General features: G+C 40.9%; 23 protein-coding genes and 1 other RNA gene. 8 read left to right on the top strand and 16 right to left on the bottom strand.

What is annotated here, in order from left to right:
* Positions 1–66 precede the first annotated feature (66 nt).
* Positions 67–412: RNase P RNA component class A (rnpB, locus tag ORI98_RS13125), an RNA gene on the bottom strand.
* Positions 413–486: 74 nt separating this feature from the next.
* Positions 487–1,329, bottom strand: a complete 843-nt coding sequence (rsmI, locus tag ORI98_RS13120; protein ID WP_261297649.1) for a 16S rRNA (cytidine(1402)-2'-O)-methyltransferase — start codon at positions 1,327–1,329, stop codon at positions 487–489.
* A gap of 89 nt (positions 1,330–1,418) precedes the next feature.
* On the opposite strand from rsmI, the gene ORI98_RS13115 reads away from it, so the two are divergent.
* The 4 genes from ORI98_RS13115 (at position 1,419) to ORI98_RS13100 (ending at position 4,854) form a co-directional block, all read left to right on the top strand.
* Positions 1,419–3,245, top strand: coding sequence for a penicillin-binding protein activator (locus tag ORI98_RS13115; RefSeq protein WP_306135497.1), 1,827 nt, complete (start codon positions 1,419–1,421; stop codon positions 3,243–3,245).
* Positions 3,242–3,568: a YraN family protein gene (locus tag ORI98_RS13110; RefSeq protein ID WP_306135496.1), complete on the top strand. Its 327-nt coding sequence runs from the start codon at positions 3,242–3,244 to the stop codon at positions 3,566–3,568. The genes ORI98_RS13115 and ORI98_RS13110 overlap by 4 nt, the downstream gene beginning before the upstream one ends.
* Positions 3,569–3,682: 114 nt before the next feature.
* Positions 3,683–4,276 (top strand): phosphoheptose isomerase, encoded by a 594-nt coding sequence (locus tag ORI98_RS13105; protein ID WP_188842316.1) that lies wholly within the window; start codon positions 3,683–3,685, stop codon positions 4,274–4,276.
* Complete coding sequence (locus tag ORI98_RS13100; RefSeq protein WP_306135495.1) at positions 4,273–4,854, top strand: BON domain-containing protein; 582 nt, start codon at positions 4,273–4,275, stop codon at positions 4,852–4,854. Before ORI98_RS13105 ends, ORI98_RS13100 begins: the two co-directional genes overlap by 4 nt.
* Before the next feature lie 63 nt (positions 4,855–4,917).
* Here the strand turns inward: ORI98_RS13100 and ORI98_RS13095 are convergent, their stop codons facing one another.
* Positions 4,918–5,820 carry a DMT family transporter gene (locus ORI98_RS13095; RefSeq protein WP_261297653.1) on the bottom strand — a complete coding sequence of 301 codons (903 nt, stop codon included), beginning with the start codon at positions 5,818–5,820 and terminating at the stop codon, positions 4,918–4,920.
* Positions 5,821–6,049: 229 nt separating this feature from the next.
* Here ORI98_RS13095 and ORI98_RS13090 point away from each other — a divergent pair, with 229 nt between their 5' ends.
* Complete coding sequence (locus ORI98_RS13090) at positions 6,050–6,949, top strand: LysR substrate-binding domain-containing protein (protein ID WP_306135494.1); 900 nt, start codon at positions 6,050–6,052, stop codon at positions 6,947–6,949.
* A 34-nt stretch (positions 6,950–6,983) separates the two neighbouring features.
* Here the strand turns inward: ORI98_RS13090 and trpS are convergent, their stop codons facing one another.
* The 3 genes from trpS to rpe are packed head-to-tail and all read right to left on the bottom strand — an operon-like array spanning position 6,984 to position 9,406.
* A complete protein-coding gene (gene trpS, locus ORI98_RS13085) occupies positions 6,984–7,982 on the bottom strand; it encodes a tryptophan--tRNA ligase (protein WP_261297655.1) in 999 nt (332 codons plus the stop codon).
* A 33-nt stretch (positions 7,983–8,015) separates the two neighbouring features.
* The gene (locus ORI98_RS13080; protein ID WP_306135493.1) at positions 8,016–8,696 is read right to left on the bottom strand and encodes a phosphoglycolate phosphatase; all 681 of its coding nucleotides are present in this window, start codon (positions 8,694–8,696) and stop codon (positions 8,016–8,018) included.
* Between the two features lie 41 nt (positions 8,697–8,737).
* Entirely contained in the window at positions 8,738–9,406 is a 669-nt protein-coding gene (gene rpe, locus ORI98_RS13075) for a ribulose-phosphate 3-epimerase (protein WP_306135540.1), read from the bottom strand.
* 306 nt (positions 9,407–9,712) lie between these two features.
* Between rpe and ORI98_RS13070 the strand changes: the two genes are divergently transcribed.
* Both ORI98_RS13070 and ORI98_RS13065 read left to right on the top strand, forming a co-directional pair.
* Complete coding sequence (locus tag ORI98_RS13070) at positions 9,713–10,078, top strand: hypothetical protein (protein ID WP_261297657.1); 366 nt, start codon at positions 9,713–9,715, stop codon at positions 10,076–10,078.
* A gap of 2 nt (positions 10,079–10,080) precedes the next feature.
* A complete protein-coding gene (locus ORI98_RS13065) occupies positions 10,081–10,260 on the top strand; it encodes a DUF2970 domain-containing protein (RefSeq protein WP_261297658.1) in 180 nt (59 codons plus the stop codon).
* Positions 10,261–10,269: 9 nt separating this feature from the next.
* On the opposite strand, the gene ORI98_RS13060 is transcribed toward ORI98_RS13065, so the two are convergent.
* The 9 genes from ORI98_RS13060 to ORI98_RS13020 form a co-directional block, all read right to left on the bottom strand.
* Positions 10,270–11,112: a Dam family site-specific DNA-(adenine-N6)-methyltransferase gene (locus ORI98_RS13060; RefSeq protein WP_261297659.1), complete on the bottom strand. Its 843-nt coding sequence runs from the start codon at positions 11,110–11,112 to the stop codon at positions 10,270–10,272.
* A gap of 61 nt (positions 11,113–11,173) precedes the next feature.
* Positions 11,174–12,583, bottom strand: a complete 1,410-nt coding sequence (locus ORI98_RS13055) for an AAA family ATPase (protein WP_306135492.1) — start codon at positions 12,581–12,583, stop codon at positions 11,174–11,176.
* Positions 12,584–12,601: 18 nt separating this feature from the next.
* The gene (gene aroB / locus ORI98_RS13050) at positions 12,602–13,678 is read right to left on the bottom strand and encodes a 3-dehydroquinate synthase (RefSeq protein WP_261297661.1); all 1,077 of its coding nucleotides are present in this window, start codon (positions 13,676–13,678) and stop codon (positions 12,602–12,604) included.
* 8 nt (positions 13,679–13,686) lie between these two features.
* Complete coding sequence (gene aroK, locus ORI98_RS13045; RefSeq protein ID WP_188842299.1) at positions 13,687–14,202, bottom strand: shikimate kinase AroK; 516 nt, start codon at positions 14,200–14,202, stop codon at positions 13,687–13,689.
* Between the two features lie 235 nt (positions 14,203–14,437).
* Complete coding sequence (gene pilQ, locus ORI98_RS13040; protein WP_371931164.1) at positions 14,438–16,456, bottom strand: type IV pilus secretin PilQ; 2,019 nt, start codon at positions 16,454–16,456, stop codon at positions 14,438–14,440.
* Between the two features lie 52 nt (positions 16,457–16,508).
* Positions 16,509–17,033: a pilus assembly protein PilP gene (locus tag ORI98_RS13035; protein WP_261297663.1), complete on the bottom strand. Its 525-nt coding sequence runs from the start codon at positions 17,031–17,033 to the stop codon at positions 16,509–16,511.
* The gene (locus tag ORI98_RS13030; protein ID WP_261297664.1) at positions 17,034–17,648 is read right to left on the bottom strand and encodes a type 4a pilus biogenesis protein PilO; all 615 of its coding nucleotides are present in this window, start codon (positions 17,646–17,648) and stop codon (positions 17,034–17,036) included.
* On the bottom strand, positions 17,645–18,229 hold the full coding sequence (locus tag ORI98_RS13025) for a PilN domain-containing protein (protein ID WP_261297665.1): 585 nt from the start codon (positions 18,227–18,229) through the stop codon (positions 17,645–17,647). Before ORI98_RS13025 ends, ORI98_RS13030 begins: the two co-directional genes overlap by 4 nt.
* Positions 18,217–19,296 carry a pilus assembly protein PilM gene (locus ORI98_RS13020; RefSeq protein ID WP_261297666.1) on the bottom strand — a complete coding sequence of 360 codons (1,080 nt, stop codon included), beginning with the start codon at positions 19,294–19,296 and terminating at the stop codon, positions 18,217–18,219. Before ORI98_RS13020 ends, ORI98_RS13025 begins: the two co-directional genes overlap by 13 nt.
* Positions 19,297–19,482: 186 nt before the next feature.
* Between ORI98_RS13020 and ORI98_RS13015 the strand changes: the two genes are divergently transcribed.
* On the top strand, positions 19,483–22,047 hold the full coding sequence (locus ORI98_RS13015; protein WP_306135491.1) for a penicillin-binding protein 1A: 2,565 nt from the start codon (positions 19,483–19,485) through the stop codon (positions 22,045–22,047).
* A gap of 79 nt (positions 22,048–22,126) precedes the next feature.
* Here ORI98_RS13015 and yjjG read toward each other — a convergent pair whose 3' ends face one another.
* Complete coding sequence (gene yjjG, locus ORI98_RS13010) at positions 22,127–22,810, bottom strand: pyrimidine 5'-nucleotidase (RefSeq protein WP_306135490.1); 684 nt, start codon at positions 22,808–22,810, stop codon at positions 22,127–22,129.
* Between the last annotated feature and the right edge of the window lie 43 nt (positions 22,811–22,853).

Here is a 22,853-nt window from a genome sequence, read left to right as displayed (position 1 = left end):
TAAAAAGTGAGTTCGAGGCGGAAACATAAAAGGCCTCACATCACTGTGAGGCCTTTTATGATAAAGAGGTTGAGTTGGCCGATAAGCCGGGTCCTGTCGTGGACAGTTATTCATCTAGGCCTGCAATCGCTCACAGGCTCAAGCGACCTACCCGGTCCCAACGCGAGCAGCGCCATACGGGACCCTATTTGGTCTTGCTTCGGGTAGAGTTTACCTTGCTACGGACTATTGCTAGCCGCACGGTGCGCTCTTACCGCACCCTTTCACCCTTACCAATCCGAAGATTGGCGGTCTTCTCTCTGTTGCACTTGTCGTCGGTTCACACCGCCCAGGCGTTACCTGGTACCCCGCTCTTTGAAGCCCGGACTTTCCTCCCCGTACTTACGTACGCGGCAACTGTCTGGCCAACTCGGCGCGGATTATAGCGTAAGCTACTGCAACAAACCATCTAAAATATGACTTTAGCGCAAACCGATGAAATTGAATCTATAGACCAATTTCCAAGCCATATTTATAAAGTGCATTCTTTTTAATACCGTGAATTTCGCCCGCCAATGCTGACGCTTTTTTCAAGGGAAGCTCTTGGCATAACAGTTTCAATGTATTAACCACAACAGCAGGAATGTCTGACTCGCTATCGGTTCTGTGGCCATGGCACATCAACACAATTTCACCTTTTTGTTGATTCAAGTCGTCTTTTACCTGTTGCAACACATCTGCCGCTGCGCCAGATAAAAACGTTTCAAAGGTTTTGGTCACTTCACGGGCCATGACGATTTCACGGTCAGCACCTAAAGTCGCAACAATAGATTCTAAGCTGTGCACGATACGATGTGGTGATTCATAAAAAATTAACGTTCTTGGATCTTCTTTTAAAGCTAACAATTTATCGATGCGGCCTTTTTCTTTTGAAGGTAAAAAACCTTCGAACGAAAATCGATCTGATGGCAAACCTGAAGCGCTTAATGCGGTTATTGCCGCGCATGGTCCCGGTAATGGCACCACATTGAAACCTGCTTCACGCACCTGTTTAACCAGATGATAGCCAGGGTCTGAAATGAGCGGAGTGCCTGCATCAGATATCAAGGCTACGGCTTCACCGTTACTCAGTTTTTGAATAATCCACTGTGCTCTATCACGTTCGTTATGATCATGAAGTGCCGTTTTACGGGTTTCAATGCCAAAGTGGCTTAACAACTTGCCGCTGTGGCGAGTGTCTTCACAGGCAATTAAGCTGACTTGATTTAACACTTCAATTGCACGGCTACTGATATCCGCTAAATTGCCAATGGGTGTGGGCACAATATACAGTGCTGCGGCTTGATCCATAACTACCTCAATAATCTCTTTGTGCAAGACTTTCGCCCAGCGTAAGAGCAGGTTAAACTAAAGCCAATATCTTACCAGAGTGAAGCCCTGTGTTAAAAAGACTGATTTCAATTAAATTTCTATCGGCACTGACACTTTCAACATTATTGATTGGTTGTGCAGCGACTAAAACCACTGATCCCGACTCAATTGTCAACACGTCTTTAGTGTCGGTTGAGCAACCGGCCAGCACTTATTTGTCTGAAGCCAGCAAAAGCAGCCTACCAGAAAAACGTGACCGCTACCTTTTGCTCGCTGCGCACGCTTACATAAATGACGGTAATTATAGCTCTGCTAGCAACATACTTGTGTCAATGCAAAAAAGTATGGTGAAGGTGCCGACTATTCAGGCTGAACATATTTATTTAAATGCCCGCATTGCTGAAAAAGTGCAAGATAAGCAAGCCGCGCTGACCAAATTGCAATATCCACCGCATTGGCAATTACCTCGTTGGCAGATGGCCACTTACCATCAATACAAGGCGCGTCTGTATAAGTCACTGCAACAACCTATTGACCAAATTAGGCAACTCAGCTTATTGAGTAACTACTTGCCTAAAACTGAATCAACTCAGGTAAATGATGTTATTTGGCAGGTATTACAGCCGCTTCAAGAAGAAACTATTCAAACCTTTATGCGTGAGCCTGCTAATCCAGTATTTTCAGGTTGGTTGCAGTTGGCTTATATTGCCAAGCATTACGCCATTGAGCCAACTCAGTTAGTACGTTATTTAGGGGAATGGCAACGAAATAATCCACATCACCCAGGTGCGATGAAATTACCTTCTGATTTAGAAAAAGCCCTTAACGCTAAACCGTTTAGACCGCAAAATATTGCAGTATTATTACCTTTAAGTGGACCAAGAGCCGCGGTTGCTGAACCGATCAAAATGGGCATTTTAGCCAGTTATATGGCTGAGTTTGATAATGATGTGACGATTCACTTTATCGACAGTCAAATAGGCGTACAACCGGCCTATCAACAAGCTACTGATATGGGTGCTGATTTTATTATTGGGCCTTTGCTACCAAATGAAGTTGAAGAGTTACAGCGCGCCAATCAAGCCAAAGAGCAGCTGATCCCTCAACTATATTTGAATCAATTAGAGCAGTTTGAACCTAAGCCAAATCAATTTTATTTTTCACTATCCCCCGCTCAAGAAGCGAGTGATGCCGCCAGAAAAATGTTTGCCGATGGTATCAAGTTACCCTTATTGTTAACCAGTAACGATGCTATTGGGAAACGGATGGCCGAAAGCTTTAACCAAACATGGCTGTCTTTGACCGAGAATAACGCTGAAATCCATTATTTCGACCGTGGCGATCAGATGAAGTTAACCGTACAAGAAGCCTTAGGCGTAAAAGACAGCCAGGCTAGAATTGCCCGCATGAAAGAAATTTTAGGCAGCAAGCTGGAAGCGGATTTTCGTTCACGTCAGGATATCGATGCCATTTATATGATCTCTGCATCGCAAGACTTATCATTACTAAAAGCGTTTTTAGATGTCAATTTCAGTGTCTTTGCTGAACCTGTAGCGCTTTATACCTCTAGCCGTGGCCGATTAGAAAAAGAATCCAATCAATCCGCACAAGAGCTGAACAAAGTGATGATTAGCGATATCCCTTGGTTAATGCAATCCAGCAATGAAACTCGGATGGTTGAATCATTATGGGGCACCTGGAATAACAGCCAAAAACGTTTATATGTTATGGGCTATGATGCACTTGAATTAGTTAATCGTTTAGCACAAATGCAGGCATTTCCTGGATATCAACTCAATGGCCGCAGCGGTGCATTATCAGTGCAGCCAAATGGTTTGATCGATCGCCAGTTAACTTGGGGTAAGTACCAACAAGGCCAATTAACCCCATTATGATAGATGGCAAACTTGCCGAACAGCAGGCCCGAGAATATTTACAGCAACAAGGGCTCACCTTTGTCGCTGCAAATGTGCGTTATAAGTTCGGCGAGATTGACCTCATCATGCAAGACCAGCACACGCTAGTTTTCATTGAAGTAAAATATCGTCAGTCGCAAGCCTTTGGCGGTGCGATGAATGCTTTGGGCGCTAAACAAATTCAGCGCATCCGACGCTGTGCTGAAGCCTATTTACAGCAACAAGGCATCAACCCTCCCTGCCGATTTGACGTTATTGCCAATAATAACGCACAAATAGCTTGGATTAAGGGATGTTTTTAAGCTTCAATAGTTACCACAGCATTGATTTATGGCATTATATCGACACACACTTGACGGTGATCACATCCTATATGTGTACCGTCAGTAAAAATTCTATATCGTAAGGATTGTTGCATGTTAGAACGTATTAAAGACAGTTTCACTGAGTCGATTCAAACTAAGATTGATGCGGCTGAAGCATTACCTGAGTCAATCGAAAAAGCTGCTGAAATGATGGTGCAATGTCTACTTGGCGGTAACAAAATTCTTTCGTGTGGTAATGGTGGCAGCGCCGGCGATGCACAACACTTTTCTGCTGAGCTATTGAACCGCTATGAAATCGAGCGCCCACCACTTCCAGCCATCGCGCTAAGCTGTGACACCTCAACCATCACAGCGATTGCAAATGACTATAGCTATGATGAAATTTTCTCAAAACAGATTTTAGCACTGGGTCAACCTGGCGATATTTTATTAGCCATTTCAACCAGTGGTAACTCTGGTAACGTGATTAAAGCAATGGAAGCAGCGCTTAGCCGTGACATGACTATTGTGGCATTAACCGGCAAAGACGGCGGCGCAATGGCAGGCTTAATGAGCGCAGGGGATGTTGAAATTCGCGTACCATCAAATGTCACTGCACGTATTCAAGAAGTCCACTTACTGGTCATTCATTGCTTATGCGACAACATTGATCGCACCTTATTCCCACAGGATGAGCAGGCATGATAAAGCTTGTAGCCATCATGTCTGCACTTGTTTTACTTCAAGGTTGTGCAGGGGCGGTAATGATTGGCGCCGTAGGTGGTGCCAAAATGGCCAATGATGAGCGTAGTATGTCTACTCAAATAAGCGATACTAACGCCGACTTTGAAATCTCCAGTGCACTGTCAAAGCATGAAGACATTAACAATCAAACCAACATCACCGGTGTGGTCATGAATAGTAATGTACTCATGATTGGCCAAGCACCTAACTCTATGTTGCGCGATAAAGCCATCAAAGCGGTGCAAGAGTTAAACATTGGTGGCAAGATCCACAATCAGATACGTATTGGTAATCCAACCTCATTTACCACCCGCAGCAATGACACTTGGGTCACGACCAAAGTAAAAGGGCGGATGCTAAATGAAAAAGATTTAGACATCACGCGAGTAAAAGTAATTACTGAGAATGGTGAAGTCTTTTTACTTGGATTAATCGAACGCAATCAAGCCGAACTGGCTGTGGACATCGCCCGCAACACTGCAGGTGTTCGTAAGGTCATTAAAGTCTTCGAATATGTTGAGCCTAAAGAAGAAGATTAATCATCACCTCAACAGCGAATAACAATATTAAAGCCTCTATTTTTAGAGGCTTTTTCTTTTCTATTACCCGCTAATTATTGGGTGTGATTTTTTAGCTAATGCCAATTTATGGCCTTGCAACTTGCGCCACTGGTGTGTGATATAAGGCAGCACTAACGAAGGTAAAATAATCAATCCCGCACCTAACCAGCTTAATCCATCAAGCCATTCGTCAAACCACAACCAGCCAAAGAACACACAAAATAGTAGTCCGGTATATTCGGCAATTGCAATATCACTAGCTTGTGTCTTTCGATAAGCACAAAAGCAAAACCACTGGTATATCAGCAAAAAGATATTACTCATTAAAGCCACCAAAATGATGTCGACAGATATTGTCAGCTCACCAAAAAAAACCACCATCAAACACACAAGCGGTAAACTGAATAAATTATTCAACATCAGGGTGAGTGCAGGGTTTTCAGTCGATGGCAGTTTTTTGAGTGTCAGTTGGCTGACTGCAAAAGTTAGCGCACTGACTAACACTATGACAGCAAACCAATTTATTTGCGTTGGTCTTAAAAGAATGACAATACCTATAAACCCTAAAAAGACCGCTATCCACTGCAATGAAGTCACTTTTTCTTTAAGTAATAACGCCCCCAGTACCATAATCATAATAGGGCCTGAGAAAAACAAAGCACCCGCGGTGGCGAGAGGCAAAGACATCAAACCGATAATAAAACACAAGCCACCAATGGCACCGATATTGGCGCGAAAAAAATGCATTTTATAATGGCTTGTTTGTGAGCGACCGCTATATAACCATAGCGGTAACATCATCAACACTGACAATACTTGCCTGATCAGTAAAAAACTGGCGGCATCAGCATTCGATGGTAACCATTTAACTGACACATCATAAAGGGCACTAAAAACATTACCGATAATCAATAATCCTATACCCAACAAGACTGATGGCTGCATGTTTTTGCTCACTACGATTTAATAAGGCGCCATCATAGCGATCACCGAACATGAATAATAATGATGTTTTTTACTCATGTATGAGATAAATTAATAGTTGATATTGAATAGATTAAAATACGCAATTCAGTCCTCCTTGGCACTGTTGCAAATTAGCTATCCACTGTGCTCACTAACCTATTCAGTGGCTAATAAACGCTTACAACCAACGATAAGGCCCTACCCAGTAATGCGAAAACTTCCTCCACTAAGAAGCTTACATGTATTCGAAGCTGCTGCCAGACACCTCAATTTTTCGCTTGCTGCAACAGAGCTATGTATCACCCAAAGCGCGGTATCGCATCAGGTAAAACAGCTTGAAAACTACTTTGGTGAAACACTGTTTCATCGCTCAGGAAAGCAATTCCAGTTAACTGAAAAAGGCCACATTCTATTTGATGAACTTGAGCAAATTTTTAATCAATTAAATGATCTAAGTTTGCGGATCACTGGAGAGCAAAATCAACATTTACAATTGGCCGTGTTCAGTTCATTTGCAATTAAATGGCTTATTCCGCGCTTAGGTGATTTTAAACGCCAATATCCTCAATACAATATTCGCCTTAATATGATCACGGATGAGCCAATGCTAAGTGATTCTGTTGCTGACATGTTTATTTGCGGTCGACATGAGCAAACTGGATTTTGGCAAACAACGCTTCATAACGAACGGTTGATCCCTGTTTGTAGCCCTGAATTATTTCAACAACAGGAGATGTTCAACGCCGATTGGTTTGAAAAGCAATCATTGCTAGCAGTGGATGAACCTAGCTTGGGTCTTGATTGGGATTTTTGGGGACAGCACAATCAATGGCATTTTAATCGAGCTCAGCAAAGGCATGTTTTTAGTCACGTATTACTGGCGATTGAAGCGGCTAACGCCGGACAAGGCATTGCACTGGCATCTGACTTTATGGTCGAGTCTGATATTAAATCAGGCCGTTTGGTGGCGCTTGATTTACCTCCAGTATTTACCGATTTTAGGTTTAATTTCTTGTGTAAACACCGAAAGAAAAAACAACCAGGTATTGCCGCATTTATTCGATGGCTGCTGCAGCAAACCAACGAGGATAAAAAAACCAGTATCTAGTGATACTGGTTTTTAAGCTGAAAGCCATTGGGTATTAAACGATCATACCAATCTTTTTATACACTAAATCAATGGTTTCTTGGGCACGAGCTTTGGCTTTGTCAGCCCCTTGCTTCATCACTTGTTCAAGATAAGCCTCATCAGCACGATACTGCTTAAAACGCTCCTGTAATGGCTCAAGCATAGCCACAACCGCTTCGCCAGTAGCCACTTTCAAATGGCCATACATTTTGCCTTCAAATTCCGCTTCTAAACTAGCAATAGATTTACCCGTCGCACCAGACATTAAGCTTAATAAATTAGACACGCCCGGTTTGTTATCAAAATCGAAACGAACCACTGGTGGCTCGTCGCTGTCAGTCATGGCTTTTTTCACTTTCTTTAGAATAGCTTTAGGCTCTTCTAACAAACCAATGACGTTATTGCGGTTGTCGTCTGACTTTGACATTTTCTTCAAAGGGTCCTGCAACGACATGACTTTAGCACCGTGTTCTGGAATAAATGCTTGGGGCACTGTAAATGTGTCACCATAGGCATTATTAAAACGTGTTGCGATGTCACGGGTCAGCTCAAGATGCTGCATTTGGTCTTGACCAACAGGCACGGATTGCGCTTGATATAACAAAATATCAGCTGCCATTAAGACGGGATAACCAAATAGTCCAACGTTAATATTATTAGCGTGCTTTTGTGATTTATCTTTAAACTGAGTCATACGATTCAGCTCACCCATTTGGGTATAACAATTTAACGCCCAGCTTAATTGGGTGTGCTGTGGTACATGTGATTGCACAAACACCGTGCTTTTATCTGGGTCAACACCACATGCTAAATACAGCGCTAGGGTATCAAGACACGCTTCACGCAGTTTTGCTGGGTCTTGGCGAACAGTAATTGCATGTAAATCTACCACACAATAAATACAATCATGCGTGTCTTGCATTGCCACCCACTGGCGTAGCGCGCCCATATAATTACCTATGGTTAATTCGCCTGATGGCTGTGCTCCGCTGAAAACAATGGGTTTAGTCATGGGTTTTGTTGCTCCAATTACTGTATTTTAAAATTATTTAGAAAGTAAAAACTGACCGATTTGGTCAAAGTTGTCACACACTTCATTCGGTTCACTTAAACTAATATGCTCACCGTAGTTATAACCATAGGTTAAGCCGATAACCGTCACATTGGCAGATTTAGCCGCTAAGATATCATTCTTAGAGTCACCTATCATCAATAACTGTTGTGGCTCTATTTGCCATTGCTGTAATAGATGATTTAACGGTAAAGGATCTGGCTTCATTTTGGCTAATGAATCACCGCCGAGAACATGATCAAATAAATCCGATAAGCCAAAAGCCTCTAATAACGGTATGGTAAAACGATAAGGTTTATTGGTAACCACAGCTAAACGGTAACCAGCCTGCTTTAAAGCCGTTAAGGTCGATAAGACATTAGGATATAAACAGCTATGTTTTTCTAAATACAAACCATAGTGGTGCATAAACTTAGGCATAGTATCTATTAATAGCGTTTCATCAACCTCATTTGCTAGTGCAAAGCTAAGTGCTCGTCTCATCAGCATTTTAGCGCCATTACCCACCCAGCCTCTTACCTGCTCTTCACTTGCTTGCGGCAAATCTAACTCAAGTAATGTTGCATTGGTTGCGGCAGCCAAATCCGGCACGCTGTCAACTAAAGTGCCATCTAAATCAAAGGCTATGGCACGTATTTTGTCAAAATTAGTCATGGTTTGGCTACTTTCTATTGCTAATGAAGTTGGCGTATTGATTATATTTTTGCTAACTCACTGCGCATTTCGTCGATCACAGTTTTATAATCAGGTTGACTAAAAATAGCTGAACCCGCCACAAACATGTCAGCCCCTGCTGCGGCAATTTCAGCAATATTATCAACCTTTACACCACCGTCTACTTCAAGACGAATATCATAACCACTGGCGTCGATGCGTTCACGTACCTGACGCAATTTATCTAAGGTTGAAGGAATAAATGACTGACCACCAAATCCTGGGTTCACCGACATCAATAAAATGACATCCAGTTTATCCATTACGTGATCTAAATAATGCAGAGGTGTGGCTGGATTAAATACCAAGCCAGCTTTACAACCCGACTCTTTAATTAATTGCAATGTGCGGTCAACATGCTCAGAAGCTTCTGGGTGAAAAGTAATAATTGATGCTCCCGCCTTAGCGAAATCAGGAATAATTCTATCTACCGGTTTTACCATCAAATGCACATCAATATCTGCAGTGATCCCATAATTACGCAGTGCCGTACAAACCATTGGGCCAATAGTCAGGTTAGGCACGTAATGATTGTCCATTACATCAAAATGAACAACATCTGCACCGGCATCGAGTACAGCTTTAACGTCGTCCCCTAAACGGGCAAAATCAGCAGATAAGATTGATGGAGCAATTAAATAAGGTTGCATCATGGTCTCGCAGCAAAATGGGTGTGGCTGTAGTTTACCCTTTGGAACAGCTTGGCTCTAGTCAAACCATGAAAAAATACCCAGGGGTATGCCAGAAGTTTGATTTTGAAAATAAATAACTAATAGGTGTTCATAAACTGTACTAGTTTGATATAATCGACAAAATTTTACGCCGTGTTTAGTCAGATATTAAGCAATTTTATTTGTGTTTTAATGACTAACATATTGTTATATCAAACGTTGATGAAGATAAAGCGAATAGTATTCACTGTGATACTGACGTTATTAATGGAAAGGATCCCCAACATGGAACTGCGTCCAAATCGTTTATTGTCATACTTTAACACTAAGCCATTACAAGCAATTGTGGCTACGGTGACAACATCATCTTTGGTAGTGTTCATCAGCTTGTCGTTTTCAACGACTGGCGAAACGGCGTCAACTCAAGCCTGTGCCTGCGAAGCAAATGTCAATTACAATAGCAGCTTACCTAGCAGCCATCCCAATAATCGCTGTGCTGTTCAAGGGCATGATGTCAGTTGGAAAAATTGGATTACAGGTAACAGCCGCTCAAGTCAATTTCACTTTATTGATTTAATTGAACTGCTATACGGACATAAAGATAAGCCTATTACTGATATACCTACCTCTAAAAAACCTGAGCAAATTTAAAATTGTCTTTGTGGCAGGTATTTAGTAGCACTATAGCGGCATTTTTCGGCGTGCAAACAGATAAAAATCGCCAAAGAGATTTTAAAACCACTTCGCCAATTCCTTTCATTCTAATGGGCATAATGCTAACGGTTTTTCTGGTGCTGACACTTGTGGCCATCGTTAATCAAGTTTTGAGTTAGCCCCTTGCGCTAATAAACTTCATCATCAAAATAATGGTGATCGTATAGTGCCATAATTTCATCCACTTTATTTCGCGATGATCCTTTTTGGCTGATATTTCGCTGAACGGCTATCGTAGCTAATTTCGCCCCTCGATATAACTCTCGAGTCAGTGGAATGTCATGATTACTGATCAATACTGGAATATTGCGCTTATGGGCAGTATGACGTGAATGACGCGCTAATAATGCTTGGTCATCAAGGCTAAAACCAGGTCCGGCATAAGTGGTAAAGCTTGCGGTTGTCGACAATGGGGCATAAGGTGGATCGCAATAAATCACATCACCGTCATTGGCTAAACCGAAGGCTCCCTCATACCCGATGCATTTGAATGTTGCCTTTTGAGCTTTTTCTGAAAAATATCGTATTTCAGCTTCAGGAAAATAAGGTTTTTTGTATGAACCAAAAGGGACATTAAAGCCACCTTTACGGTTATAGCGGCATAAGCCATTAAAACCAAAACGATTTAAATATAAGAAATACACTGAGCGTGTAAAAGGATCTCGGCTTAGATTAAAATCTGCTCTTATGCGGTAATACGCTTCCTTATTATTCATATCTGCAACAAACATGGCTTTTGCTGCCGTAATATAAGCTTCCGGTTGCTGCTGCACAATTTGATAGAGGTTAATTAAATCCTGATTAATATCGCACAACAAGTATTCGTCATAATCTGTATTCAAAAAAACCGAGCCAGCACCAACAAAAGGTTCAACGAGGCGCTGTCCCTTAGGTAAATGTTTAGACAATTCTTCAACGAGTTTAAACTTTCCACCCGCCCATTTGAGAAAGGCTCTATGTTTTTTTGTCATAAAGTGAGCTACTTGCTGCCAAAATTAAAGCTGATGATTGTACTCTGTTTAATCATGTTTATCATCGATTTTCCTGCTCAATGATGTATTCACTCAAATCGCTCCATTTTCTTAGCCAAGGCTCACTCAAGCCCAATTCTGCTTGAAGTCTATTTGCCTGATTTTGCGCTTGTGTGGTTGAAGCAAACTGGCCAAACAAAATGACATAACGATTTTTATAACGTGCAATATAGACATCTTTTTCATGAACCAATTTGTTGGTAATTGAAACCAATGATTGCTTATCGACCACACTTGCCAATTGTAAAGTATAGCCTTGAGGCTTAACGACTTGTGTCACTTTTGACGTCACATCAGCGGGGGCACTGATTGGTTCAGTGCTTTTGACAAGTGACGCTGATTGAGATGCTATCGCGGTAGTGTTACTGGATTGAATGTCGGTAGACTCTGCGTCATTCTCATCTGCTGATTGGGCTTGATTAACATTAATTGTGTTTATCAAAGCCGGTGCTTGTTGCTTCGGAATGGGTAATTCCCCCGAATAAATAGCCTCTTCTAACACTAAAAAACGCTTATGTGCTGTAAGCATAGGCGCCACTAATAATTTACCGTATTGAGCTAAAAATACGTTAGCCTGATCTTTTTGCTGTTGTTGCGTAGCAGTGAGTTGCTGACTAAATCGCGGTTCATTATTCGCTTTAAATACAGAACTGTTAAGCACACCATAAACTGTGCCACCAACTATCAATAAGCTAATCATAGCAATAGCGAATTTGAGCATCTTGGCACCCTTGGTTGGTGCATCTTTAGGTTCAGCAATAGCAAGATTTAATAGCTCAACCACCTCTTCAGGTGTACCAGATTGCTTTTCAAGTTGTTGATGAATAATGCTTCGTGCAATAAAGGGGGTACAGCCACTTCGCAGCAGTAAGCTTTGATATAAACCGTCTCGTTCTGCGATTGGCAAAGGTTCAATGCTGATTGGCAATAGCATTTGCTGCATTTCTTCAGACAGCTCTGCCATTACTTTTGTTAAATATTCTGAATCTATTGCCATTGTCACTGCAATATTAGCACCTGCACAGCGCATCTGAGATAATAAAATGCATTCAGCCCACAGTGATTTAGGCAATAAATGTGCATCATCAATAATGATATGTAGCGGCTTAGTAAGAGTTGATTGGATACGCATAACGGTATCCATAAGGGGCATTTCATCATCAAATATAGGCGATGAAATTAATTGAACTAAGATTTTTCGGCGAATTTCGGCAGGGTCAGCATGCAACGGGCACAGAACTAAAGCAGAATTGTGCTCATCTAACTCGCTTGCTAGAGCCAAACTCAGGGTAGACTTGCCTGATCCCTTTAGACCAGATAGCAGTAACAGTTGACCACTGTAACTGGCCGTATGCTGTAAACGCTGTACAAGTGCTTCTTGAGTTGGAAGTAGTAATAATGCTGAAGTCAAAGATCCACCACACGTCCTTTATGCGCGGCTGATCACCTGTTCAAGTAGATCTTCACTGACATCACTGAACACGTCTGCCTGACCTAAACCGGTAGGTAAAATCAATCTAATCTTACCTGCCAATACTTTTTTGTCGCGCCGCATATGCTTAATAAAGCTATCAAAATCCATTGAGCTAGGAGCTTCAATAGGTAAATCAAAAGCTACAAACAAGTCTCTAATTCGACAAACAATTGACTCATCGATCAAATTTAACTTATGTGCTGTTTCTGCAGCAAGAATTGTGCCTGCAGCAACCGCATCACCATGTAACCATGCACCATAGCCCATTTCAGCTTCAATTGCATGACCAAATGTATGACCTAGATTGAGTAGCGCACGCACTCCTCGTTCTGTTTCATCTTGATTGACGACATCAGCTTTAATTTGGCAACATTTAGCAATTGTGTAGCTTAATGCTCGTGTATCAAGAGCTTTTAACGCTTCAACATTTTGCTCTAACCAAACAAAAAACTCACTGTCCCAAATAATGCCATACTTGATCACTTCGGCCATACCTGCTGAAAATTCATTTGCAGGTAATGTTTTTAGGCATTCGGTATCGATAATAACACTTTGCGGCTGATAAAATGCCCCAATCATGTTTTTACCCAATGGGTGGTTTACTGCCGTTTTACCGCCTACAGATGAATCTACTTGAGATAGTAATGTAGTTGGTACTTGCACAAAATCCACTCCACGCTGGTAACATGCAGCAGCGAAACCGGTCATATCACCGATAACACCCCCACCCAGCGCGACCAACACTGAATCTCTGGCAAAATTATGTTCCAATAATGCTGAAAAAATGACATCTAAATACTCTAGAGTTTTATATTTTTCACCATCAGGAAGAATAACTTTTTTAATTGACGCACAAGACACCATTGCCTTTTCCAATGTCGCTAAGTACAAAGGGGCAATAGTGTCATTGCTAACGATGAGTACGTTCTTGTTTGCAAGGTAGCGATTAAATATTTCGCTTTCATGCATCAAATTCTGGCCTATATAAATGGGGTAACTTCTATCACCTAAATCAACCTGAATTTGTTGCATTGTTTTACCTAAAAACCGAGTTGCTCAATTATTTGATTTGCGACAATTTTCGCACTTTGTTCGTCTGTTTTAACGATGACATCGGCAATCTCTTCGTACAAAGGATTACGCGATTCTGCTAAGTTCTCAAGAACTTCGCGTGGGTCATCAACTTGCAGTAATGGACGACGTTTATCACGTTGCGTACGAGCAACTTGCTTGTCGATAGTCGTCTCTAAATACACCACGATACCGCGAGCAGAAAGATAGTTGCGAATATCTTTGCTCTGAACCGAACCACCGCCTGTTGCGAGTACAATACCTTGCCTTTCTGAAAGATCAGCAATGACTTGTGCTTCACGACGACGGAAACCTTCTTCACCTTCAACATCGAACACCCAAGCGATATCAGCGCCTGTTCTTTGCTCGATCTCGTGATCAGAATCGTGGAATTCTAAATGCAGCATTTGAGCCAAATGACGGCCAATTGTGCTTTTACCTGCGCCCATAGGGCCTACTAGAAAAATATTACGTTTTTCAGCCATTTCGTATACGTCTGAATCTTATATAAAAGAATGCCTGATCGACTAAAGAGACAGCCGACCGCTTAAAATATTACCTTGCTCTATTGAGACTTGACGGAGGATTATCTCAGTTTAGGGCCATTGCTGGCAAGCGATGCTGGCAATTTATAACAATTTTATTAAATAAAAGTGTTATAGCTTACGCCAAAAACAAAAGCCAGCTTGATTTAGCTGGCCTTTATCATTTGATTATTGATTATAACTTTTCAGAAATAATCTTTGGTGTCACGAAAATCAGTAGTTCTTGACGCTCATTTCGGTCTGTTGTGTTTCTAAATAAGAAACCAACCAGAGGAATATCACCCAAAACAGGTACTTTACTCACTCTGCTGATTAAGTTTTGTTGATAGATACCACCCAAAACAATGGTTTCGCCATTATCAACTAATACTTGAGTACCGATACGTTGAGTATCAATAGATACAGCTTCACCAGTTGGGGTTTGAACTGTTTTACCTTGAGAATCTTGGGTGATTTCTAAATCGAGAATCACGCGATTGTCAGGCGTTATTTGCGGTGTGACTCGAAGAGATAAAACCGCTTTTTTAAAGCTCACTGATGTTGCACCACTTGACGCAGATTCCACATAAGGAATTTCAACACCTTGCTCAATGTATGCTGCTTTTTGATTTGACGTAGTGATACGTGGGCTTGCGATAATTTCGCCTTTGTTTTCTTGTTCAAGTGCACTTAATTCTAAATCCAGCACGGTACCATCAGCTAATTTTGCAACATGGAAAGCAATGCTAGTTGGATTAGAAACCGCTGCGGGTAAATTAACGTTTAAGCGATCATCTAACCCAGGAATAATACCGCCAGCAATGCTGCCAGCACCTTCAAGCGAGCCTGAAGTACCTTTAGTGCCTTGCTGATCGGTAATGCCCCAGCGAATACCTAAATCTTCAGATACATCGTCTTTTACGGTCACCATACGCGATTCGATTAATACCTGCTTGATTGGAATATCTAACACTTCGATGAGTCGATGAATGCTTTCTAATATTTCTGCAGTGTCTTTCACCAGTAATGTGTTAGTACGTGCGTCAACAGCAACGCTACCACGACTTGATAGTAAACTTGAATCAGTTCCTTTCAACAATTCTGCTATGTCTAATGCCTTAGCATAATTAATTTGTAAAAACTCAGAATATAAAGGCGCTAACTCTTTTACTTCTTGTTTGTTTTTAAGATCATTACTTTCACGAATTGCCAACTCTTCACTAGGGGCAACCATTAAAATATTACCTTCAATGCGCTTATCAAGGCCTTTAGTTTGTAGAATTAAATCTAAAGCTTGGTCCCAAGGTACGTCATCTAAACGTAGCGTAATATCACCTTCAACCGTGTCGCTAGTGACTAAGTTAAAGTTATTATAATCGGCAATAATCTGTAATACCGTTCGAACTGAAATGCTTTGAAAGTTTAACGATAGTGAACGACCGTTGTATTTTTTGTCTTCTTTAGCAACCGCTAATCGTTCAATTTTATCAATGTTAACTTTAAATACATTACCGTCTTGCTTGTAGTTGTATTCGTAATTACCATTCACATCGACTAAAATTCGTGAGGTTAAATCTTCTTTAAATGTTTCGAAACTACTGACAGGTGTAGCAAAGTCCTCTACATCCATGACATACAATAAATCACTGCCAATATTGGTATTGTAAAGTTTGATTTCTAATTTGGCGCCAACTTGTTCAACATTAGCAGCGACTGAGCGATTACTTAAATTAAATAATATCTCTCCGCCACCTTTCGCATTCCGACGAAAATCGATGCTATTAACCGTATTTACAAATGGATTATCGGCACTTGATGGGCCTGAAACCGCATCGTTTATCGTTAAACGATAGGTATTACCTTCAATTTTACCTTGATAAGGTTTCACGTCTTTTAAAGCGACGACGATAGTTAATCCGTTAGCTTGCTGCTGAGTCGTTAAGGATTTAACACCAACGCTATCAATTGGCAGTTCGTCCTTTGGTAAGTTAGATGTTGTTTCATCAAAATTTAAAATAATTTCAGCAGGGTTGGCTGATAAGTCTACAGTAGGAGACGTTACAGCGGATTCAAACACAAGCTCTAATTCTAATTGATGATCGACAACAGAGTGATATTTCACATCTAATAGACGATTAGCAGCAACTGCGCTTGGAATTGCGCACATTAATAATACCACCCCTAACAGGGTTTTAACTGTTGATGAATTCGTCATTGATTTTCTCATCGCGGCAGAAGATTTCATTATTCCCTCATCCTTCGCACGGTTACTTGCCTGATAATTCTAAGTTGCTTGGGCGTTCTGCCCAACAACCTGAACCATCAGGGATTAATTCTATAATTTCGATGTATTGGGGCGTTACATTTGAAATGCGACCATGATAAAGCCCTAAATACTCACCTACACCCATACGATAAACATTGGTATCTGCTGATTCAATTAAAGCCCAAATTTCATCGTCTTCACTTAACGTTCCACGCATCCTAAGGTTATCTAACGCATAAGTCTCTAAACGGCTTTTACGCCTTTTTAAATCAGGCTGCAAACAGTCTTTTGACGTATCGATAACTTCTTCGGTTAATTCTCTTGATGGCGGAATAAACGGACTGCGCATCAATTCAGCTTGGTAAATAAAGTGCTCAAATTTTGGTGTTTCTTTTAGCGGCGGTATGCGCGCAACATGTTGTGCTTTAGTCGTTGTCACAAACAGCTCTAAATCACTTCTGTCGCCAATACAGCCAGTTAGCATTAAGCTGACACTAACACCAATCAGTGCGGGTAAGAATTTCATTTATTTCTTCCCCTTAGCATCTTTAGGTAACTCAGCACCTTCTTTAAAGCGATATGTCTTAGCGAGAATCGCCATCGACAAACCACCGTCTTCTTTATGTGTGATACTAAAATCATGCAAACTAACAATACGAGGAAGTTTTGCGACTCCACTCACCATATTACCAATTTGATGATAATCACCCTCAACATTTAACCGAATTGGAAATTCAATATAAAAGTCACGCTCAATTTCATCTTCCCAATCTAAACTGTTTATTCTTAAACCTGAATCTGTGGCTACAAAAGTAATATCGTCCAATAAACCAGGCATCTCATTTTCTGATGGAAGCATTTTCAATAATTCAGCAAATTGTGCTTCCATAATGACTAATTGTTCACGGTATAACTTTAGATTAGCAGCTAATTGATATTTAGTTTCAAAATCGGCTTTTAATTCAATTTCTTTTTTCTGCTCAGATTCCATAACGGCAATCGTATCAGCAATAAATAAATAATAACTGGCACCGATAACACATAAAGATAAGAATCCAGCAAACACTAGCTTGACTAATTTAGGCCAGCCGCCAATATTCTCAAAATCAATATCATTAAATTGGTCTAAATCAAGATTCATTTTTTCGCTCCTTGTTGCATATCAAGGGCTTTATTACCAAATTCGTCAGTAATCGATACTCTTAATTTAAAGCGCTGTAGCTGACGTAAATCTTCATTTTGAGAAATAATGGATTGCATACTTGGATCAGTTAAATAACTTGAGGTTTTAACTTTCCTCATCATATTTGCAACGTTGTTATTTGATTCGCTGCGTCCTTCAATCCAAAGAATACTGCCTTTTTTCTCAATACTAGATAGATAGATCCCTGGTGGCACAATTCTCACCAACTCATCTAATACATGTGTCGGCAAATTACGTGATTGCTGAAGACCTAAAATAATTTCAGTTCGACGCTCAATATCTTTTTTACGCTCGGTAATTTTCTTGATTTCGGCGATCTGAGTGTCTAATAAACTAATTTCTGACTGTAAATAACTGTTACGTTGACGCTGATCATCGGTCACTAATTCAAGATAACTAATAAACAAATATACCAGTAAAGACGTGACCAAAAATACTAGGGCAAGAATACCAATAAAATCACGTTTTTGTTTTTCCCGTGCTTCTTCACGCCACGGAAGTAAGTTTATGTTCGCCATTGAGCGTAACTCCTCAGCGCCAAGCCACTTGCTACCATGAACTTGTTAATTGATGGCTGTAATTGGGATTTAATTGCTTCATCGGCATGCAAGCAACCTTGAAACGGGTCGGCAACGATTGCATGAACACCAAGCTCATTGGTTAATACCGTTGTCATGCCTTCTAACTTACCTGTACCACCACACAACACCACATAATCGACTTTTTCACGGCCGCTGGCGGTACAATAGATTTGTAAGGTACGTTTAATTTGCTGCAACAGTTGTGTTTGGAATGGAGACAACACTTCAAACATATAATTTCTAGGTAGGTTACTTGTTACTTTAGCTAATTCAGCTTCTGCATATGGCATACCGTAGAAAGATAAAATAGATTGTGTGAATAACTCACCACCAAATGCCTGCTCTCGAATAAAGGTTGTTTCACCTTTTTCAACAACTGCAAACGTGGTGATATTGGCACCAATGTCTACCATGGCTATAATTTTATCTTTGGCGCCATCGGGTAATTGGGCATAAATAAGCTCAGCAGAGCGCCCTAACGCATACCCCTCAACATCAACCACTTTAACATCAAGCTCAACTGCATCTAGTGCATCAACACGAGCATCAATATTCTCAGTACGGCAAGCACTTAGCAAAACATCGACTTTCGACGGGTCAGTGATGTTTGGGCTTAAGGTCTCAAAATCGATACTGACTTCATCCAGAGAATAAGGAATAAGGTTGTCGGCTTCGATTTCGATTTGAGCTTCCATTTCTTCTTCATTTAATGAAGCGTCCATGTAAATCACTTTAGTCATCACCGCAGAACCAGAAACAGCAACAGCGGCAAACTTCACCCCTTTAGGCAAAGAACGCTTCAGTTGTCTCAAAGATTCTAATACAGCTTCAGAATCTCGAATATCATGATCAGCAACTGCGCCCTTTTTAATTGGCACCGTCGCGTAATTTTGAATTTTATATCCATCAGCAGTCTTACTGAGCAATATGGCTTTGACTTCATGGGAACCAATATCGACACCCACCATTTGCGGAGCTTGACGCTTCCATAATTTAGAAAGCATATTCCGTCATCACAAATTCTATTATTGTTTTAAAAAGATAGTAGCACAAAATCATCTCGTTACACTTATTTGTATAAAATGTTTCTATATTTTACAAATACTATTTTTACTTTACATGTTTTTACTTCACCAAAATGCTCATGGCTTATATACTATCTGTCCTATTTAAGATGTTGGAATACATGTGTGAAGTGGTTTAAAAGATTACTAATTGCCTTCTTTAGTTTAGCTTTACTCGGTGTAGGCGCAATTGCTGCTGCTTATTTTTATGTATTACCAGACCTGCCTGACGTTAACTCCTTAAAGACGGTTCAATTACAAACACCGCTACGCATATACAGTAGCGATGGCAAACTTATTTCACAATTTGGCGAAAAACGTCGCGTCCCTGTTGAATACAATGAGGTTCCTCAACAACTGATTAACGCGGTACTTGATACCGAAGATGCGCGTTTTTTTGAACATAAAGGTATCGATCCGATCGGTATTATTCGTGCTGCAACAATTTTAGTTACGACGGGTAAAAAAAGCCAAGGCGCAAGTACTATTACCCAGCAGGTTGCCCGAGGATTCTTTTTATCGAATGAAAAAACCTATATTCGAAAAATCAAAGAAATCTTTTTAGCTTTAAAAATTGAAAAAACCCTAAACAAAGAAGAAATTCTCACACTGTATTTAAATCGATCATTTTTAGGTAACCGGGCTTATGGTGTCGGGGCTGCTGCACAGGTTTACTATGGCAAAAATTTACATGAGCTAACATTACCTGAAATAGCGATGATTGCGGGCTTACCTCAAGCACCTTCTGCTGCCAACCCTATACGTAATCCAGCAAGAGCTATGGCACGTCGAAATTGGGTGTTAAGTCGTATGTTGGAAAAAAACAACATTACTCAAGCCCAGTATCAAGAAGCGATTGATACGCCTATTTCGGCAAAATACCACGGCGCAGAAATTGATTTATATGCGCCATATATTTCTGAAATGGCGCGTGACTATATGATTCAGAAGTATGGTGAAGAAGCGGCTTATACAAATGGATATAACGTCTACACAACCATTTCGTCTGAATTACAATTAATGGCTCAAGAAGCATTACGTGATAACGTTTTTGCTTATGATCAACGCCATGGTTATCGCGGCCCGATTTCTCAACTTTGGACGGAAACGCCTTTAGTCCGTGACGAAATTATTGAGCAATTGAAAAAAACTGAACCTATGCAAGGTATTTTGCCTGCTGCGGTAATGGATATCGCTGAAAAACAAGCTAACGTCTTACTGGCCAATGGCCAAGAGATCACCATTGATTGGGCAGGATTAAAGTGGGCTCGTAAGTTTATCAGTGATAAACGCCAAAGTTTACCCCCTAAACTCGCGAGCGATATTTTACAAGTTGGGCAACAAGTTTACGTCCGAAATAACGGTGAGTTCTGGCAATTATCACAGATCCCTGAAGTGTCCAGTGCCACCGTTAGCCTTGACCCATTTGATGGTGCCATCCGTACTCTGGTCGGGGGATTTAGTTTCAGCCAAAGCCAATTTAACCGAGTGACACAGGCAAAACGTCAATTGGGTTCAAACATCAAACCGTTTATTTACGCTACGACATTAGAACAAGATTGGACATTGGCCACCTTGATCAATAATGCTCCGATTAATAAACCTGATACTCGACAAGGTACTGCTTGGCGACCTAAAAATTCACCAGATATCTACGGCGGCCCCACTCGTTTACGTGTGGGTTTAGCACAATCGATCAACGTCATGTCTGTACGAGCAATGCGTCATGCTGGTTTGCAAAACACTATCGATGAACTGGTAAAATTCGGCTTTGATGCAAAAGATTTACCCCGTAACGAATCATTAGCCTTGGGCTCACCTTCAGTCACACCTTTGCAAGTTGCTACTGCGTTTAACGTTTTTGCTAACGGCGGTTATTTAGTTGAGCCTTATTTCATTGACCACGTCACGGATGCTTATGACAATATCATTGAACAAGCCTCGCCCACTTTAGCTTGTTCGCCTGCCACTGTTGCCGCTGACGATTCGTTTAACCAGCAAGCCGATGACAATACTCACAACGATACCTTTGCAGATATTTCATCTACGAACAATGAATTGACCGCTGAAAATAGCGATACTGAATTGGTCTGTAATCGTGAAAATGGTCGTTATGCGAATCAAATCATCACTGAGCAAACGGCATTCTTAATTACTGAATCATTGAAAAGCGTAATTTGGGGCGGTGGTGATTGGAGTAAAGGTACGGGCTGGAATGGTACGGCCTGGCGCGCCTCAAAATTGATTAAGCGCCATGACATTGCAGGTAAAACAGGGACAACCAATGAATCGCGCGATACTTGGTTTAGTGGTTTTAATCCAACATTAACCTCTACCTTCTGGGTTGGTTTTGATGATCATGGTCGTCAACTTGGCCGAGCAAGCTGGATGGCTAATGGTGCACCCGATCAAATATCAGGGGCAGAAGCTGGCGCTAAAACAGCAGGGCCTGGGTGGAATGACTTTATGAATAAAGCCTTAAAGGGCACTCCTGAACATTCAACTGAGCCACCGAAGGGTATTGTGTCTGTTCGTATTGATTTAGAAACCGGTAAACTCACTCGCAAAACCGACCATACCACGGCTTTCGAGTACTTCGTTGAGGGTACTGAACCTAAAGAATATGCCACTGAAGCACAAGAATCTGGCGAGATATTTATTGATAATGTTGCAGAAGATTTGTTTCAATAGTATTGATAAAAATAGAATCAATTGACTAAAAAGCCGCCTTAAGTGAAAACTTAAGGCGGCTTTTTTAGGTGTGCTCACATTATAAAAATAAGCGCTGATGTAACTCAGTTAACGAAGATACTTGGTAATGAGGTTGAATATTTTCATCATTTGCTAGGCCATTGGCATTTAACCAGCAGGTTTCAACACCAGCATTTATTCCACCTAAAATATCTGATTGAAGGGTATCCCCAACCATTAGCACTTGGTGTTTTTGCGGCTGCCCCATTTTTTCAAAAGCATGCTCAAATATCGCTTTATCTGGTTTTGCTTTACCCACTTGTTCAGAAATAATCACATGTGAGAATGCACTATCCATACCGGTTTTTTGTAAACGCGCTTGCTGTAACTGTGTAAAACCATTGGTGATGATACCAAGGTTAACTTTACCAATTAAGGCATCAATAAGAGCCTTTGCTCCAGGTAACGGCTGACAAATATCCGCCATTGCCATTAAAAAATCATGGTTAAGTTGCTCTGGCTTTACCGCCAACTTGGCTCCCCACTCGACAAACCTTTGAGTTTGTAATGTGTGCGCATTAATCGTTCCATTTTGATACTCAACCCAAAGCGGTTTATTCACTTTTTGATAATGGTCAAAATCAGATTGGTTAAAGGCAACGTTATATTTTGAAAATAATAACTTAAGCCCAGCGAATGCATCAAAATGAAATAAGGTTTCATCAGCATCGAATAGTATCCACTGGTATTTTGAAATATGCATTATTTGTACTCAAACAAGTTAAGTCGATTAATTTAATCGACCT

It is taken from the genome of Shewanella sp. ULN5, from assembly GCF_030731885.1.
GTDB classification, from domain to species: Bacteria; Pseudomonadota; Gammaproteobacteria; order Enterobacterales; family Shewanellaceae; genus Shewanella; species Shewanella holmiensis.
Note: the sequence above shows the minus strand (reverse complement) of the source record. Positions and strands in the feature narration are given on the sequence as shown.